15 protein-coding genes are annotated in these 16,474 nt (G+C 66.0%); 13 read left to right on the forward strand and 2 right to left on the reverse strand.

Annotation, left to right across the window (positions count from 1 at the left end; all coding sequences use genetic code 11):
• Positions 1-400 precede the first annotated feature (400 nt).
• The 11 genes from ABEA24_RS47930 (at position 401) to ABEA24_RS47980 (ending at position 12,313) form a co-directional block, all read left to right on the forward strand.
• On the forward strand, positions 401-1,846 hold the full coding sequence (locus tag ABEA24_RS47930) for a helix-turn-helix transcriptional regulator (RefSeq protein ID WP_345442135.1): 1,446 nt from the start codon (positions 401-403) through the stop codon (positions 1,844-1,846).
• Between the two features lie 21 nt (positions 1,847-1,867).
• Positions 1,868-2,437 carry a GNAT family N-acetyltransferase gene (locus ABEA24_RS47935; protein WP_345442138.1) on the forward strand — a complete coding sequence of 190 codons (570 nt, stop codon included), beginning with the start codon at positions 1,868-1,870 and terminating at the stop codon, positions 2,435-2,437.
• A gap of 137 nt (positions 2,438-2,574) precedes the next feature.
• On the forward strand, positions 2,575-4,008 hold the full coding sequence (locus ABEA24_RS47940) for a pentapeptide repeat-containing protein (protein WP_345442141.1): 1,434 nt from the start codon (positions 2,575-2,577) through the stop codon (positions 4,006-4,008).
• Between the two features lie 20 nt (positions 4,009-4,028).
• Positions 4,029-5,864: a B12-binding domain-containing radical SAM protein gene (locus ABEA24_RS47945; RefSeq protein WP_345442144.1), complete on the forward strand. Its 1,836-nt coding sequence runs from the start codon at positions 4,029-4,031 to the stop codon at positions 5,862-5,864.
• 42 nt (positions 5,865-5,906) lie between these two features.
• Entirely contained in the window at positions 5,907-6,806 is a 900-nt protein-coding gene (locus ABEA24_RS47950) for a pantoate--beta-alanine ligase (RefSeq protein ID WP_345442148.1), read from the forward strand.
• Positions 6,807-6,811: 5 nt separating this feature from the next.
• Positions 6,812-7,975: a hypothetical protein gene (locus ABEA24_RS47955; RefSeq protein WP_345442151.1), complete on the forward strand. Its 1,164-nt coding sequence runs from the start codon at positions 6,812-6,814 to the stop codon at positions 7,973-7,975.
• Between the two features lie 101 nt (positions 7,976-8,076).
• The gene (gene hisS, locus ABEA24_RS47960) at positions 8,077-9,405 is read left to right on the forward strand and encodes a histidine--tRNA ligase (RefSeq protein ID WP_345442154.1); all 1,329 of its coding nucleotides are present in this window, start codon (positions 8,077-8,079) and stop codon (positions 9,403-9,405) included.
• 160 nt (positions 9,406-9,565) lie between these two features.
• Positions 9,566-10,795: an ATP phosphoribosyltransferase regulatory subunit gene (locus ABEA24_RS47965; protein WP_345442157.1), complete on the forward strand. Its 1,230-nt coding sequence runs from the start codon at positions 9,566-9,568 to the stop codon at positions 10,793-10,795.
• A 173-nt stretch (positions 10,796-10,968) separates the two neighbouring features.
• On the forward strand, positions 10,969-11,361 hold the full coding sequence (locus ABEA24_RS47970; RefSeq protein WP_345442160.1) for a Rossmann-fold NAD(P)-binding domain-containing protein: 393 nt from the start codon (positions 10,969-10,971) through the stop codon (positions 11,359-11,361).
• On the forward strand, positions 11,358-11,906 hold the full coding sequence (locus ABEA24_RS47975; RefSeq protein ID WP_345442163.1) for an NUDIX hydrolase: 549 nt from the start codon (positions 11,358-11,360) through the stop codon (positions 11,904-11,906). Before ABEA24_RS47970 ends, ABEA24_RS47975 begins: the two co-directional genes overlap by 4 nt.
• A gap of 107 nt (positions 11,907-12,013) precedes the next feature.
• Positions 12,014-12,313, forward strand: a complete 300-nt coding sequence (locus ABEA24_RS47980; RefSeq protein WP_345442166.1) for a helix-turn-helix domain-containing protein — start codon at positions 12,014-12,016, stop codon at positions 12,311-12,313.
• A gap of 17 nt (positions 12,314-12,330) precedes the next feature.
• Here the strand turns inward: ABEA24_RS47980 and ABEA24_RS47985 are convergent, their stop codons facing one another.
• Both ABEA24_RS47985 and ABEA24_RS47990 read right to left on the reverse strand, forming a co-directional pair.
• Positions 12,331-13,296, reverse strand: coding sequence for a Gfo/Idh/MocA family protein (locus ABEA24_RS47985; RefSeq protein ID WP_345442169.1), 966 nt, complete (start codon positions 13,294-13,296; stop codon positions 12,331-12,333).
• A 111-nt stretch (positions 13,297-13,407) separates the two neighbouring features.
• The gene (locus tag ABEA24_RS47990) at positions 13,408-14,403 is read right to left on the reverse strand and encodes an alpha/beta hydrolase (protein ID WP_345442172.1); all 996 of its coding nucleotides are present in this window, start codon (positions 14,401-14,403) and stop codon (positions 13,408-13,410) included.
• Positions 14,404-14,530: 127 nt separating this feature from the next.
• Between ABEA24_RS47990 and ABEA24_RS47995 the strand changes: the two genes are divergently transcribed.
• Together ABEA24_RS47995 and ABEA24_RS48000 are read left to right on the forward strand one after the other, a co-directional pair.
• Complete coding sequence (locus ABEA24_RS47995) at positions 14,531-15,175, forward strand: TetR/AcrR family transcriptional regulator (protein WP_345442175.1); 645 nt, start codon at positions 14,531-14,533, stop codon at positions 15,173-15,175.
• Between the two features lie 103 nt (positions 15,176-15,278).
• Positions 15,279-16,430: a phosphatidylinositol-specific phospholipase C1-like protein gene (locus ABEA24_RS48000; RefSeq protein ID WP_345442178.1), complete on the forward strand. Its 1,152-nt coding sequence runs from the start codon at positions 15,279-15,281 to the stop codon at positions 16,428-16,430.
• Positions 16,431-16,474: the final 44 nt, after the last annotated feature.

Below are 16,474 nucleotides of genomic sequence, written 5' to 3' on the forward strand. Positions count from 1 at the left end.
GCCCGCCTGCGCCTCGTGGGCGGCGAAACACCGGACGAGAATCCCACCACCCAAGCGATCACCGCTTAACCTGCAGAAACAGGATCACGCGAAGGCTGGCTCATACACCACCCGCGTGGACGTGACCTGCGTCGATCGAAATCGAAGATCCCTCCGGCACTCCGCCGCCGGGATGACCGGCCCACGGCCAGTGGGTCGTGGAACTGTCGCCTTCGCAGGTTGTCGGCATCGATGGTTCCGCCCAATTCCGATGAGCCATGCTGGTGGACTGACGGTCATGACACATCGGCATAGCTTCGAGTGCGGAACGGGGATAACGTCAGGGTGCCTTGCCCTCGGCAAGGTGGACGGTGTTGTCCTCTGCTTTGTTGACGCTGACCGGCCCAGAAGGGGACGCCGGATGACCGACCAGGTCTGCCCCGCCTGCAACACCACACGGTTGAGCCGCTACAACAGCGATCCACTCTGCGCGCCATGCACGCGAGCGGCTCGAGATGTCGGCTCGCTCGTACCATCGTGGCTGTGGGATTCCGGGCCGATGCGCCAGGCGCTCGCCGACGTCAACCCTGGAATGGTGCTCGCGGTCTTCCGCGCTGCGGCGGGCCTGTCACAGCTGGAACTGGCCAACCTACTCGGGTGGTCTCAGTCCACTGTCAGCCTTATTGAGAGCGGCCGGCGGCAGAACCTCTACGACATCCGTGAGCTACTCCGCTTCGCGGACATCATCGACATGCCGCGCGAAGCGTTGCTTCCGCTCATCTTGGGCCGCGCGGATGCCACTCTGGTAGGAGATGACACCGACATCGGGCTCGAGGAAACAGGAAATTCGTTGGATCGGCGTACCTTCAATGGGATGACCGCAGGCTTGGCCGCCTCGGCGATCCTTCCTCATATCCAGCCTCCTGCGAGGGTGGAGGTCACACACGTTCATTACCTGCGGGCGTGCTTGCAGCAGATCCGCAACCGCTACCAGCAAGTCGGCGGTGGGGCAGTCCTACGGCAGGCACTGCGGCACTTCGCGCGGGCGAAGGTGATGCTGGATGACAGCGACTACACCGAGACGGTCGGGCGGCAGCTCCTCATCGTCACAGCCGAGCTCGGCGAAGCGGCCGGGTGGGCCGCCTACGACCAGAACGACCAACAGCTCGCCCGGCGGCTCTACAGCGAAGCCGAGTTGATCGCCGGCAGCTCCGGCGATCCCGTCGTCACCGTGCACGTCTACACGAACCTGGCTCAGCAATCGGCATACCTGGCTCTCAGTACCGGGCGGCACGGCATCGCGCGGGAATCACTGCGGTTCGCCAACCGAGCCGCCGAGATCGCCCGCCACGAGCCCTCTCCCCGTTTGCATGCACTCATCGCGTTGCGGCAGTCACGCGCTCATGCCGCACTGGGAGACGAGAACGCTTTCCGCTCTGCGATCACCACCGCGCGCCACGAGCTCGACCGAGGCTCGCACGCGACCGATCCCACCTGGACCATGTACATCAGCGACTCAGAGATCACCGGCTATGAGGCACTCGGTCATGAGGCGCTCAGCCGCCTTCATGGCCGTACGCCTGACAAGGCCGTGGACCTCTACCGCACGGTGCTTCAAGATCCCACCCGAACCGCCCGCGACCACGCCTTCTATCAAGCACGACTGGCCGGTTCACTGCTCGATCAAGGAGACCTAAGGCAGGCCATCACCGAGGGCACCACCTTGCTACCCCTGATGTCCGACGGCCAGATGACCTCGACACGCTCCCTCGTCGAACTCCAGCCACTCCGCGCCGCCGCCGAACGCGCCGCCGCCGAGGAATTCTGCGAGAGGTACGACGCGGCCATGCGAGCACTAACCGCCTGACCCAGAAGAGAGAGACAAGCCGTGCCCGATCTGAAACTCCGCCATTACAACGCCGAGGCCGCTCAAGCCATCAGGGACACGGTCCAACTGATCCATCACGAGGCGTACGCAGCAGCAATCGGACGCGACGATCCGTTCGAGTCCGGCGATGCCCCCATGCGCCGCTTCGACGCCTACACCCGCCGCGACGGCTTCGACCTCCTCGTCGCCTACCTCGACGACGAGCCGGTCGGCCAGGCGTGGGGCTGGCCACTCGGCTCCGACACCACTTGGTGGAACGGCCTCATCAGCGACGTCGAACCAGGGTTCACCGATGAAGACGGCACCCGGACCTTCGCCTTCAGCGAATTTATGGTCCGCGCCCGCTGGGCCGGCCAAGGGATCGGGCACGTGCTGCACAACGAACTGCTGTTGGCGCGTACAGAAAAGCGCGCAACCCTGCTCGTACGTCCGGAGAACACCATCGCCTACAGGGCATACACCCGCTGGGGGTGGCGGAAGGCTGCCGAGCTACGCCCGGGATGGACCAACGCTCCGCTGATGGATGTACTCGTAATGCAGTTGTCGATCCGCATTAATGCAAGAAGGTAAGCGCCACTCTTGCAACTATTTTGATGACTATAACCAGAATGTAGCTACCTTAGATACTGTCCGGGGCGGGATCTGAACGAGATAACCCACTCCTGCCCTACCGGATCCTGCCGACATCGATATCAAGATCAGTGGACATGAAACGCGACCCAGAACACTCAAATGACGCACAATTCATCGTCGAGCAAAGCCGAAGAGGGGATCGCCAAAGCGCGGGCCGTGAGGTAAGCCGCAGAACCGAAGAGCTCATTGACAAAACTGGCCGCGGGCTCGATTTAGCTCAAGCGGACTTCTCAAATCTAGATCTCTCTGGTTTCGACTTGCGGAAGGCAAACCTCAATCGAGCTGGCCTCTTCGGAACAAGACTAATTGGCGCCGACCTGTCAGGTAGTTCGCTGGTGTGCGCCGGAATTGAACGAACGAAGTTCAACAAGGCAGTCCTGCGAGGGGCTTACGTTCACGCTTTGGCCGCTCAAGCCAGCGATTTCTCCGAAGCGGATATGAGGGAGCTTGTCGACGCTACAGGTTCACTGTTTCATGGATGCTTCTTGGTGGGGGCACAGCTCGGCGGCGCCGAGCTCGCAGGCGCCACTTTCTATCAGTGCAACTTCGGAAGAGTCGATCTTTCAAACGCTGATCTGCATGGCGCGGTCTTCAACGAATGCACTTTGAAGGATGCCGTGTTAATCGGTGCGCATCTCGACAATACTTCACTGACCAAGAGTAACGTCCGTGGGGCCGTCCTCCGTGGCTCGCGTGGTCATGGCCTGGTCATCCAGCGCCCTACCGCCGCGGACGGGCTGGTCTTGGAGAATGCCCATCTACCTTCGTTGCGGTTGCTCGATGTCCGCGGTTGCGGCATCAACGCGGAGAGCCTCCGAGCTTCAGGAATCGACGTTGAAGGCGGTGACCTATCAGAGATCAGTCTGTGTGATGCTGATCTTCGCCACGGCCGAATCATCGGGGCGAGCATGAACGCTGCCCGCCTCGACAGAGCACTCCTTCAGGAGTCCTCATGGCGTGGCGTCACCGCCCGAGGAGTTCAAGGAACGGGGATCCAGGCTGAGGGGTTTACGGCAACCGAATGCTCACTGGCTGATGCCGTCCTCACTCGGTTCGCTGGAAGGTACGCCACCTTCCGTAACTGTGACCTGAGCAGGGCAGATCTCGAGATGTCGTACCTGTACCGAGCGTCGGTGATCGGTGACCCGCCGGCTTCGGCCTCCATGCGGGGCGTTCGCCTGGACGGCGCCAACCTGACCCAGGCGTACCTTGCCGCCGATTTCACGGAGGCGTCGCTGCCGCATGGGTGGGCCACGTATGCGCGGATCAACCAGTCGGTCTTCGACGGCGCCGATCTTCGCGGGACCTTGCTGTTCCGGGCAAGCGCTGTGAAGACCGAGTTCAACGGCGCACAGCTCGGTGGGCAACGCGGCGGCTTGCTCGCTGATCGGTGTATCGGGCTGGCCGAGGCACTCCGCGGGAGCAAGGATCCAGAGGCCGCCGGCGTGGCCGATGCAATCGAGGAGCTCGCGGCGCTGCTCGCTCGCGATCCTGGCAAGTCGACATGACGCAGGCTGCTCGTCTCAGGGTGAGCTTGGTCGATCTATCCGGCGAGACGCAGGTCTTCTACGCCCCGTTGGGAATCATGCTGCTTCAGGCGTCGCTGGAGGCCGATGAACGACTCGCGGGACGCGTCGAAGTCTCCCTGCATCCGTTCTTGGCGGGAACGAGTCTTGCCGCGATGGCACAGACGATCGCGGCCACCACTCCGGACCTGATCGGGCTGTCCTGTCAGGGGTGGAACGTAGCGACATATCGACAGCTGCTGCCGACCTTGCGTCAGTTACTGCCGGAGGCGACGGTCGTGCTGGGCGGCAACCATGTCTCTCATCAGGGAGATCGCTGGTTGCGTCAGCTCGCGGAGGCCGATGTGGTCGTGTCCGGTGAAGGTGAGCGGACCGTCTGTGACCTCGTGTGCTCCCTATTGGATAACAAGCCGCGGCTATCCGAGATACCTGGCATCACCTACCGGGAAGACGACGAATTGATCACGACGCCCGACCGGCCTCGTGTGTCCTCGCTGGAGGAGCTGCCTTCCGCGTACGCGGCACCGGGAGTCGACTTGGACCTGGTGGACGTCGCGCTCGTGGAGACCGACCGGGGCTGTCCGTACCACTGCTCGTTCTGCTACTGGGGTGGTGCGGTCGGACAAAAACTCACCAGAGCCGAGTTGGACCGCTTCGAAGCAGAGCTTGAAGCGATCGGTAAGGCTGGCATCGGCACGATCTTCCTATGTGATGCGAACTTCGGCATCCTCCGCAGGGATGTGGAGGTCGCACGGATGATCGTCCGGATTCGGGAACGATACGGGTCCCCGCACACAGTGCATGTGAACTGGGCCAAGAACCATGCGACGACCGTGGAGGAGATTCTTGCCGTCCTGCGAGCCGGCAACGTACACACCAACGTGTTCCTGGCATTGCAGACGATGAGCCGCCCGGCGTTGCGATTGGCAGGCAGGGACGAGCGAGGGCGAGCCGAGATGATGGACCTGGCCCATCGGATCATCTCTGACGGTGGCCAGGTCGGCGCCGAGCTCATCTTTGGTCTGCCTGGGGAAACCCTGGAGGAGTTCAGATCCGCGTACGACGAGCTGCTCCTGTCGTTCCCGAGTCTCCTGCTCCATCCGCTATGGATCCTGCCGAACACAACGTATGACGCTGACCGACAAGCGCTGGGTCTGGTGACGATTCGGCCAGATCCCACGGTGGACTACGAGGGCGTGCTGCGCCACCGAACGCTCAGCGTCGCGGACAACCGCGCCGGCCTGCGTCTCCTCCTGGCCGACGAGATACTGATCGGCTCGGGGTATGCGCGCACGGTTGTTCGAGGGATGGCCCGCTGGGCCGGTCTGCGACCGACGGATATTCTCAGCGCGTTTGCTCGGTTCGTCGGCGACCGCACCGACGTCCTGAGCGGTTCACTCGCGGACGCGTTCGATGAGATCGATGCCGAGTGTTACTTCCATCGGCGGCTGCGGAGTCAGGTGCGCAGTGCCGTCTATGGTGACCGGGCGACGGCCGGCGAGCTCCTGCTCGCGTTCATCGACCAGATGATCAACGAGTCGAACGCCCGGGAAGCATGCCGGCACTTGGCCACCTACGACAGCGCTCTGTTGCCTCGTACGGACTTGGACGGGGCGGAGGGTGGGGACACCGCCGATAGCTACCTCGCGATGCCTTATGACATTCATGCCGTCGCCCGCGCGTTCTTGACACGTGACGCTCCGCTACTGCCGGTCGACCGAGAACCGCCGGTGCGGATCCGGCTACGCCATCCAGTGGGTTTCGCCAGACACCTACGGGACGCCATCGATCTGTCCGCCCGCTGGAGCGGACGGGTCGTCGACGTCACCCGCATGTGAGTGAGCTCGTCCATCCGTCCGCGGCCCCTTGGGAGGCGAACGATGCTGCACGTCAAGTCCGTTGAAGAGGCCAGACCCGTCCTGAGGGAACTGTGGGCCACTGGCAAGTCGATCGGTTCCGTCCATACGCTCGGCGCGCTGCATGCGGCTCACGCTGAGGTGATCAAGCGATCGGCTGCCGAAAACGACCAGACGATCGTCACGGTCTACCCGAATCGGATCCAACTGTTTCCCGGCAGCGTCTACCAGTACGACCTCGGGGCCGACCTCGCCTTGGCCGAATCCTGCGGGGCCACAGTGGTGATCTCGTCGGATGACGAGGAGATGTACCCGCCGGAGTACGCGACGTTCATCGACCAGGGCCAGGCGCATCACCGGCTCAACAGTTCCGTGTTCGACTTCGCATCCCGAGGTCAGGTGACCGGCGCCATCCGCTGGATCTCTCTATGCCGCCCGACGGTCAGCTACTTCGGCATGAAAGACATTGAGCAGGCGCTCCTCGTGCAGCGGGCCGTGCGCGACCTATTGATCGACTGCGAGATCCGGCATGTGCCCTGCGTCCGTATCGCAGGCACTGGCGTACCGGTGTCCTCCCGGCTACGGTTTCTTCCGCCCGAAAGGCTCGCGGAGGTCGGCAGCATCTACACCATGCTGGAAGCGGGTCGGCAGATGGTCCGCGACGGCGCGCATGACGCTGATGCAGTCATCGACCGAATGCGCGCGATGCTCGATAAGAGCCTGTCCACGTTCCAAGTCGTCTACGTGACGATCGTTGACGTTGAACAGTTCGCGCCGCTGTCTCGCGTCGAGAGCCCATTCATCCTGCATTGCGCGGTTACCGACGGCGACCTTCACCACTTCGACGGGCTATGCATCCGTACACCAGAGGATCTGGCCAACTCGCCTGAGATGATCTGGTTGCATGACGCAGGCCGAGGTTAGGGCGCGTGAGCCCACGCATCCTTGTCGGACTGCCCAGCTTCAACGAGGCCGACGCGATCGCCATCGTGACGCGCGACGTCGACGAGGCCCTGGCGACCATGCCGTTCCAAGTGTCGGCGGTGCTGGTCAACGCTGACAACTCCTCGACCGACGGAACCGTTGACGCCTTCATGGCCACGCCCACCCGGTATCCCAAGCATGCGATCGCCACCCCCCACAGCGGAGGCAAGGGCAGGAACTGGCGCGCGGTCTTCGAACTGCTCCGGGATAAGGAGTTCGATGTTGCGCTGATGGTCGACACCGACCTGGGTACAGTCCCCGCCTCCTGGATCCATGCCCTGGCCACCGCCGTGGTCAGCCGTGGCAGCGACTTCGTGTTCCCTCTACGGCCTGCGACCTGGAACGGCGGCGACCTGACCTATCATCTCGCCTACCCAGCCCTCGCCGGCGCGTTCGGAGGGGACCTGAGAGAGCCGCTGTGCGGAGAAATCGCCATCAGCCGCAGCGGAGCCGAGCGTGTCCTCGATCAGGACTGGACGGCTAGCGACTTCCGGTTCGGTATCGACGCTCTGGTCGCTTCAGTTGCGCTGGCAACCGGCTCCTGGCGGACGGTCGCTCTACGCGAACAGCGCCGCAACAAGCTGAGGAGCTTCACGCCACAGCAGGGCACTGACTACCGCATGGGCGCGAAGTTCGCCGAAGTAGCCGCCACCGTCCGACGCCGTTGCCGGATACGACTCTACGAGCCGATGCCTGAGAGTTTCGTTCCGTGCACCGAGGCTGCTCCGACAGGTATCGGGCTGCCGGTTCCTCACGATGACCCTGACATCACTCGGCTCGCTGAAGCAACCACTGGCCGGCTGATCGAGGGTCTTGATGCTGGAGCCATCGATGCACTTCCTCAGACCATCGCAAGACCCCTCAGCGAACACATCGCATCCGGCGGTTGCAGGCAGGGACTACCCTGGCCAGTCTGGCGCGACGTCCTGCTGTCATGGATCAAGCACAAAGACGACGAGACGATACCGATCGAACTGCTCGAAACTCTGTTCTTGAACCGTGTCGTCGGACACCACACCGAGATTCGGGGCACAGCGGACTGGTACGACACCGTCCGGCAGCAGACGCTGGACTTCTTCGCTCACCGTGCGTCACTTTGGGGCGGGTGACTGCCGTGCCAGCCTCTAGACTCAGGAGGCGGCTGTAGCGATATAGCCGCGAGCTGGAATACACGCTTAGCCCACGCCAGGACGAGAAGAGAACAGCCAGAATGACCGACGAGCAGATTGTCCGCCCCACTCCCATCAGCGGTTTCACCGAGTGGCTTCCCGAGGTCCGCCTGCTCGAGTTGGCGTGGCTCGATCGGATCAGGGAAGCGTTCGAGCGCTACGGATTCTGCTCGATCGAGACACCGTCAGTCGAGGCCCTGGACGCGCTGATGGCCAAGGGCGAGACCTCCCAGGAGGTCTACACCCTGCGCAGGCTGCAGGGCGGCGAAGACGACAGCGATGCCCGGTTGGGCCTGCACTTCGACCTGACCGTGCCGTTCGCTCGGTACGTCGCCCAGCACTTCAACGACCTGGTGTTCCCCTTCAAGCGGTATCAGATCCAGCGGGTCTGGCGGGGCGAGCGGCCCCAGGAAGGCCGGTATCGCGAGTTCACCCAGTGCGACATCGACGTCATCAACGTCGACCAGGTGCCGCTGCACTTCGACGCGGAGATGCCGCGCATCGTTCACGAGATCCTCACTGACCTGAATATCGGACCGTTCAGCATCAACTTCAACAACCGCAAGGTCCTCCAGGGCTTCTACGAAGGACTCGGCATCGCCGATCCCATCAGCGTCATCCAGGCCGCCGACAAGCTGGACAAGATCGGTGAAGACGGTGTCGCGGAGATCCTCACCGGCCGGCTCGGGCTGTCTGAGGAGCAGACGCGGGGATGTCTGGATCTGGCAGCCATCCGCGGAACCGATAGCTCCGTCATCGAGCAGGTCAAGGATCTGGGCAGCAAGAGCGACCTGCTCGCCGAGGGGCTGGCGGAGCTGGCGTTCGTCCTCGACTCGCTTGCCGACCTCCCCGAGGGAAGCATCCGTGCCGACCTGTCCATCGCACGCGGCCTGGACTACTACACCGGCACCGTCTACGAAGGCAAACTCCTCGACTACCCCACCTACGGCAGTATCTGCTCGGGCGGCCGATACGAGAACCTGGCGGGATCGTTCATTCGCCGCAGCCTGCCCGGCATCGGCATCTCCATCGGCTTGACCCGCATCTTCGCCAAGCTGCTGGCCGAGGGGAAGCTCCCGGTGAACGGCCGCAAGTGCCCCAGCGACGTCTTGGTCGTCGTGCCCAGCGACGAACGCGCCGCACTGGCCGGCACCACCGCCGCGACGCTCCGGTCACGCGGTTTGAAGGTGGAGGTCTACCACCAGGCCGACAAGCTCGGGAAGCAGATCCGCTACGCCTCCCGCAAGGGCATCCCATTCGTCTGGTTCCCCCCATTCGAAGACGGTAAGCCGCACGAGGTCAAGGACATGACCAGCGGCGAGCAGACGCCCGCCGATCCCGGCAACTGGACGTGTCCAGCAGTGTCCTAAATTCCGCCAGTCTCTTCGGGAATATGAACTCCTCACGGTGCAGGGCGAGTACTCATGTCCTCTAGTGGCCGAACCTAGTGAATGATGCCCAGGCGTAGCATTTTCGCCGCAAGATCGGCTCATGCCTCAGCAGGGTCGGCATCTTGATCTACCCCGTGGGATGCACGACGTTCACCCAGAGCAAGCAGAGATTCATAACCGCCTGCGCCACGACTGGTTCACGGCATGCAGCCTGGCCGGATACCAGCCAGTCGAGGTGCCGCCAATCGGATTCGCTGATACCTTCACCACCGGCCATAACGTCGCGGGAGGTCGGACGTACCAGTTCACCGACCGAAAGGGACGCCAACTGGCCCTCGTGTCCGACAGCCTGCCAGCAATACTCAGGCTCGCTCGCGGGCGTGATCTCCCCGAGCAGCGCCTGAGCCACTGCACTCAGGTCTTCCGATACGAACGACGGCCACGTCGTTGCTTCCATCACCTGGGGATTCTCGAGGTCGGCGACGGCGCCGCCACCCTCCAGCAACAGCGGATGGCAACAACACGGCTCGCCCTGACCTTGACCGGTTTCCTACGCGAACGGCTCTCTGTCACCCTCGTCTTGTTTGACCCCGGCATATGGCGGCGACTCCTCGCCCGCGCCCTCAGCGAGAAGGAGGCCAACGAAGCGCTTAACCACTTGCGGCACATTCCGGCTGAACACAGGGCGTCGGCCTTGCGATCGATGGGCGCAGACTCGCGTAGCGTGCGTGTCGCCGAGCAGCTCTCGTTGAACCGACCAGTGCACGATCAGGTCATCACGGGCGATGACGTGCTCGACGAACGGATCGAGACCTGCCATGCAATATCGACCCATCTCCGCCGACGCGGCGTCAACACGACCATCGATCTCGCCGACTTGCACGCGAGCGAGTTCCACGACGGGCCAGCGTTCTTGGTACGGCCCGACGGCCAGGAACGATTGCTCGGCGATGGCGGCTCCTACGGGGCATTCGCCGATGGCTTCCTCGGCGTCCCCACCGCCGTCTACAGCGCTGTGGTCGGCCTGGAACGGCTCGCCGATCTCTCCAAGCCCGCTGCTTCGGCGACACCAGCGGACATTGCCGTTCTTATCGAGCCGCAAGACGCGACAATTCTGCTCGCAGAAGACATCTGCACGGAACTGCGGAAGCGCGGTATCCGTGTCTGGGACACGCTCCTGAGTAGCCCGCTGCGCCTGCATCTCCGCAAGGTCGCGCGGCTGCATATCCCATACTCAGTCATCATCGGCACACGGGAACTGGAAGCTTCACACGTGGTCGTACGTGGCCGCGATGGAATCCATATCCCGGTCCAGCAAGCCGAACTCGCGGCCTGGCTCCTCAGCAGAGGAACCGCTGGCAGCCCATGAGGGGCCGGCTCGCCAGCCGTTTCTCCTCATCGGCTGGAGCGTGAACCGTGTGCGTCAGGCTCCAGCCGCGAACGCCAGCTGCACGTCCTCGCGACGGTCAGTCCACCACGCCAAGAGCCGTTCGCTTGGAACAGAGGGCCTCCACGCTGGCCCAGGCCATCGCAGGAGCCGGAGTGATCGTGTGCGCCACCGGGAACCTGGCGCTGCGCGAAGATGACTTCGCCAGAATCTCCAACGGCGCATACATCGTCGGCGTGACCAGCAGCGATGACGAGCTGGAGCTGGGAGCACTCGACGGGCTTTACGAGCGGACCCCGACCGAGGAGCACATCACCCGGTACGCCCGAACCGGGCACTACTTCTACGTGCTGGCTGATGGTAATGCCGTCAACTTCCTTCATGGCGCGAGTGTGGGTGCTTTCATCTTCCTGGTGCAGGCCGAGATCCTGGCGGCGCTCGGGTCCTTGGCCGCTGCCGGCCACGAACCCGGACTGCATGAACTGGACGCGACCGAACGCAGCCTGATTGCGGCGACCTGGCTGCGCTACTTCGATGGGACGTCATGAGCATCGGCACCGAGGAGATCCGTTCCACCCTGGACCGCTACCTGGACCACCACCCCGACGAGGCCGGCCACCTTCGGCCCCTGTCCGAGGCGTTGGAGGCCGGAGCCGAGCTGACCTCGCGCATGGAGTTCAACGGCGGGCACGTCACATGCGGGGCCGTCGTGATCGACCAGGACCGTCGCCTTCTGCTGATCCAGCACAAGGCGCTCGGGCGGTGGCTGCTGCCCGGAGGCCATCTGGAGCCGGGAGATCTCAACCTTCCGGGTGCGGCCCTACGGGAGCTGGAAGAGGAAACCGGCATCTCCTGGCACGATGCGGTAGCCCAGTCCGGCCACGACGTGACCCCGGTGGACATCGACCTGCACACCATTCCGGCCAACCCGGCCAAAAGCGAGCCCGAACACTGGCACGCCGACTTCCGCTGGCTGCTCCGGGTGCAGGAGCCGAAGGTCGTGCTCCAGGCCGAAGAGGTGGACGGCTACGCTTGGCGATCCTGCACCGACGCCCCGACCTCGAAGCTGGCTGCCAAGCTGGCGACCATGTGATCACCACAGCGTCGTAGTCGCATGGTCCTCGTCGGCGAGCGCCGTCCACGACTCCTTCTCTTTGATGAAAGCCTCCGCCTAATCCAATACCGCAGGTGAGGAGGGACATGAGTGCTCGAAAGACCTGGGCGGGCAAACGAGCCGAGATCCTGGGCCGGCCGGGTGCCGGTGCGGCGTACGAGGCTGTGCGGATCCGTTACGAGCTCGGCAGAGTGGTGCGGACCCGCCGGGAGCAACTGGGCATGACCCAAGGGCAGCTCGCCGAGCGTGCGGGGCTGACGCAGCCGGCGGTCGCGCGCTTTGAGGCCGGGGGGACCATGCCGACCATTCCCATGCTGGAGCGCCTGGCCGAAGCGCTCGGCATGCGGTTGCGCGTCGAACTCGAACCGTTCAGTGAGGCGTGCTGAGCACCGCCTTCTGGAACTCAGGTCGCGGGGGTGAGGCGGGCGGCGATCTGGTCGAGGGTGCGGACGATGGCGGCGGTCTCGTCGAGGGGTATGCCGGGGGACTCGGTGAGGCCCGCTTCGAGGCAGCGGGCGACCTCCTCGGCCTGGTAGGTGTAGCCGTGGCCGCGTAGCTCTGCGGCGAACGTCTCCGGCTCCGTGCCGGGCCGGTGGAGGGTCATGCTCGACGGCCGCCAGAAGGGTGCCGCGACCTCGACGCGCCCCGCCGTGCCGACGATCGTCGCGGTCTGGGATGAGTCGGCGAGCAGGCCGCAGTGCAGCAGCGCCACCGCGCCTGAGGTGTAGCCGAGCAGGATGCCGGTGTTGGCGTCCACGCCGGTCGGCGCGCTCGTCGTGACCGCCTGCACGCTGTCGGGCTCGCCGAGTAGCATCCACGCGAACGACACCGGGTAGACGCCCAGGTCGAGCAGCGCGCCCCCGGCCAGTTCGGGCGCCCACAGCCGATGCTCCGGGTCGTACTCCGCGGCGAAGGAGAAGTCGGCGGACACCGCCTTCACCTCGCCGATGGCGCCGTCGGCGACCAGTTCACGCAGCCGGGTGACGATCGGGTTGAACCGCGTCCACATCGCCTCCATGGCGAACAGGCCGCGGTCGCGCGCGAGCGCGACGAGCGCCTCCGCGTCCGCCGCGGTGGTCGTGAACGGCTTCTCCACGAGCACGCCGCGGCCGGCCTCCAGGCAGACCCGGGCCGCGTCGTAGTGGCCGCTGTGCGGCGTCGCGACGTACACGACGTCGACCTGGTCGTCGGCCGCGAGCTCGGCGTACGACCCGTACGCACTGGCGATGCCGTAGCGCTCCGCGAACACCTCGGCGGTGTGCGGCGCGCGCGAGCCGACCGCCGCCACCTTGTGGCCGAGCAGGAGCAGGTCCTCGGTGAACGTCCGCGCGATGCCACCGGTCCCGAGGATTCCCCACCGAATCGTCATGACCGGGATCGTACGGGTCGCCGGGCCTGGGCGGGAATCCGCTGCGGGCTCGGCAGCCGGCGGATCGGCCGTGGGGTCAGGCCGGCGTCGGCTGGTACGTGGGGCGCGGGATCAGGCTGTGAGCAGTCTGCGCACCGGCGCGGCGAGGAGGGGTTCGGCGAGCCGTACGGCCGGGCGCTCGGGTGCCAGCCGGGCCAGCAGCCAGCCCCACGTCGCGACGACCAGCGGCCGGAAGCGCTCGGCCGCGCAGTGCGTGGCGTCCCGGACGATCCACACTGTCGTGTGGGGCCGGCGGGAGAGGCCGGTGGTGTCGCCGCGCGGGATGTACTGGTCGTGGGCGCCGTTGGCGGCCAGCAGCGGGGTCGTGCCGGGCCGGTCGGCCAGGCCGCGCAGGGAGAAGCGCTCCAGCAGTTCCGGCACCTCGTCCGGCGCGGGCAGCGCGTCGAGGCCCATGGCGTTCCCGACGATGCCCGCCATGCCGTACGGGAGGTTCAGGATGTCGACGGGCTCGTCGGCGAGGCCGGTCGGGCCGCCGATGTCGACCGCGGCGTCGACGTCGCCGAGCATGGCCAGCTTGGCGGCCCAGTGCCCGCCGAAGCTCAGGCCGAGGAAGCCGATCGGCGCCGCGTACGCCTCGCGGAGCGCCGCGACCACCCCGGCGAGCACGCGGTCGCCGTCCCGGTCGAGCGGGACGCGGGACTCGCCGGTGCCGGGCATGTCGAGCGCCGCGACGAGCAGGCCCGTCGCGCGGGCGGTCGTGACGGCGAGCCGGTGCAGTTCGACCTTCCAGGTGTCGACGCCGCCGGACAGGATCAGGACTCCGCGCCGCCTGCCGTGGTTGCGTTCGAAGAGGTGGACGGGGACCGGGGCGGTGCCGTCGCCGTACGGGACCTCGAGGACCCGCCGCTCGAAGCGGACCGGGAACCGCACCCGGCGGTACGCGGCGAGCTGGCGCTCCAGCGCGGCGCGCCGTTCGTCGGTGGCGAGGACAGGGAACCGCGCGGCGCCCCAGAGCAGCGCGGCGCGCAGCCACGCGCCGTCGCGTTCGGCCCGCTCGGCGTGGGAGGCCCATACGGGCACCCAGCCGCCGGGCCCGGTGCTCCACATGTCATGGACGTCGGCGCGTGCGCGCGCGATCAGGTCGCGGGGGATGCCCCACGCGGCGAACTGCGGGGGCGCGCTCGTCGAAGATCGCCTGAGGATCCGCGGGAAAGGTGAACATGACCTCTACAATGTGAGCAATCCTCAGTATCTGACAACTCGCATTGGACCCCGCATCCAGACGCCACGGAAAAGACCGCGCCAGCTGCGGTCCCAGGAGACCTTCACGGCGATCCTCGACGCCGCTGCTCAGGTTTTCGAGCGTCTCGGCTACTCCGGCGCGACCACCAACAAGATCGCCGAACGCGCCGGGGTGTCCATCGGCTCGCTGTACCAGTACTTCCCGAACAAGGACGCCCTCCTGTACGCCCTCGGCGAGCGGCACGTCCATCAGCTCGCCGATCACCTGCTGGCCGTGTTCGCCCGGCTCCGGGAGACCGCCTTGCCGCTGGAGGAGACGGTGCGCACGCTGGTCGGCGCCCTCGCGGACCTGCACGAGATCGACCCGCACACGCACCGGCTGCTGTACGACCAGGCGCCCCGGCCGCCGGAGGCCGCCCGCCGGCTTCGCGAACTGCAGCTGACGCTGGCCGCGGAGGTGGAGGTCCACCTGCGCCGCCTGGGGGTGGGCGGACCGGACGAGGCCCTGACCGCGCTCCTGCTCGTGCAGGCCGTCGAGGCGCAGGTGCACGGCGCGGTGCTGGACCCGCCGGCCGGACGCACGCCGGGGGAGTGCGTCGAGGCGATCGTCGCCTGGTGCCTTCGCGCGCTTCGGTGACGGTGTTCCCGGGCAGTTAACGGGATGATCATCATCGTCCCGCAGGCTCTGTTCGCCGCACGTCCCGCCTCCGCCCCCGTCCCCTCTCTCGAGGAGGTCCCCCATGCCCGCCGGCCGCCGAGCCGCCCTCACCCTCGCCGCCCTGTTCGGCATCGCCGGGATCACCGCCGTACCCGCCGCCCGTGCGGGCACCGCGCATCACCCCGCCTCGGCGGTCCGGATGAACCAGATCCAGGTGATCGCCACGCACAACAGCTACCACCGCGAGCTCACCGACGCGGAGAAGCTCGTCCAGGCGAAGACCGACGCGAACTACTGGAACCTGGAGTACTCCCACGCGTCCCTGCCCCAGCAGTTCACCGCGCAGCGGGTCCGCAGCATCGAGCTCGACGTCTTCCCCGACCCGGAGGGCGGGCTCTACACCAAGCCGCTCGTCCGCCGGGACGCGGGCCTCGGGCCGCTGACCGACCCGGAGATGAGCAGGCCCGGTTTCAAGGTCATGCACTGGGCCGACCACGACTACGGGACCTCCTGCGCGAGCCTCGACCTGTGCCTGCGCCAGGTGCGCTCCTGGTCCGACGCCCACCCGGGTCACGTGCCGACGCCGATCCTCCTGGAGCTGAAGTCCACCGATCCGGCCATGGAGAAGCTCGGGGGCGCCAAGAGCCCGAAGTGGGACGCGACGCTGCTCGGGCAGCTCGACGCCGCGATCCGCTCGGTCATCGGCCGCGAGCGCCTCGTCACTCCCGACGACGTCCGGCGGCCGGGCCTGACGATGGAGCAGTCGGTGCTGAAGTACGGCTGGCCGACGCTGGAGTCCGCCCGGGGCAAGTTCTTCTTCCTGATGGACAACAGGGCCGACGACATCCAGGAGCCCTACCTGGCGGGCCACCCCAACCTGGAGAACCGCGTGCTGTTCACCGACGCGACGCCCGGCCGGCCCGACGCGGCCTTCGTCGAGCAGAACGTCCCGACAGGGGACAACACGGCGCAGATCCAGGACCTCGTCCGGCGCGGCTACTTCGTCCGGACCCGCGCCGACGAGCCGTTCACCGAGGCCAAGAGCGGTGACACCACCCGCCTGCGGGCGGCGCTGGCGAGCGGCGCGCAGGTCGTCAGCACCGACTTCCCGGTGGTGGGCATGGCCGCCCGTTATGGATCCGACTACGTCGCCCAGCTGCCCGGCGGCGCGACGGTCCGTTGCGACCCGGTCAACGCGCCCCGCGGCTGCGCCCGCGTACGCCTCGAACGGTGACCCGGCGCTCCTGACGTCCGGATGATCCGGCGGCGGTCTCCGCG

It is taken from the genome of Actinoallomurus vinaceus, assembly GCF_039542055.1.
Classification (GTDB): Bacteria; Actinomycetota; Actinomycetes; order Streptosporangiales; family Streptosporangiaceae; genus Actinoallomurus; species Actinoallomurus vinaceus.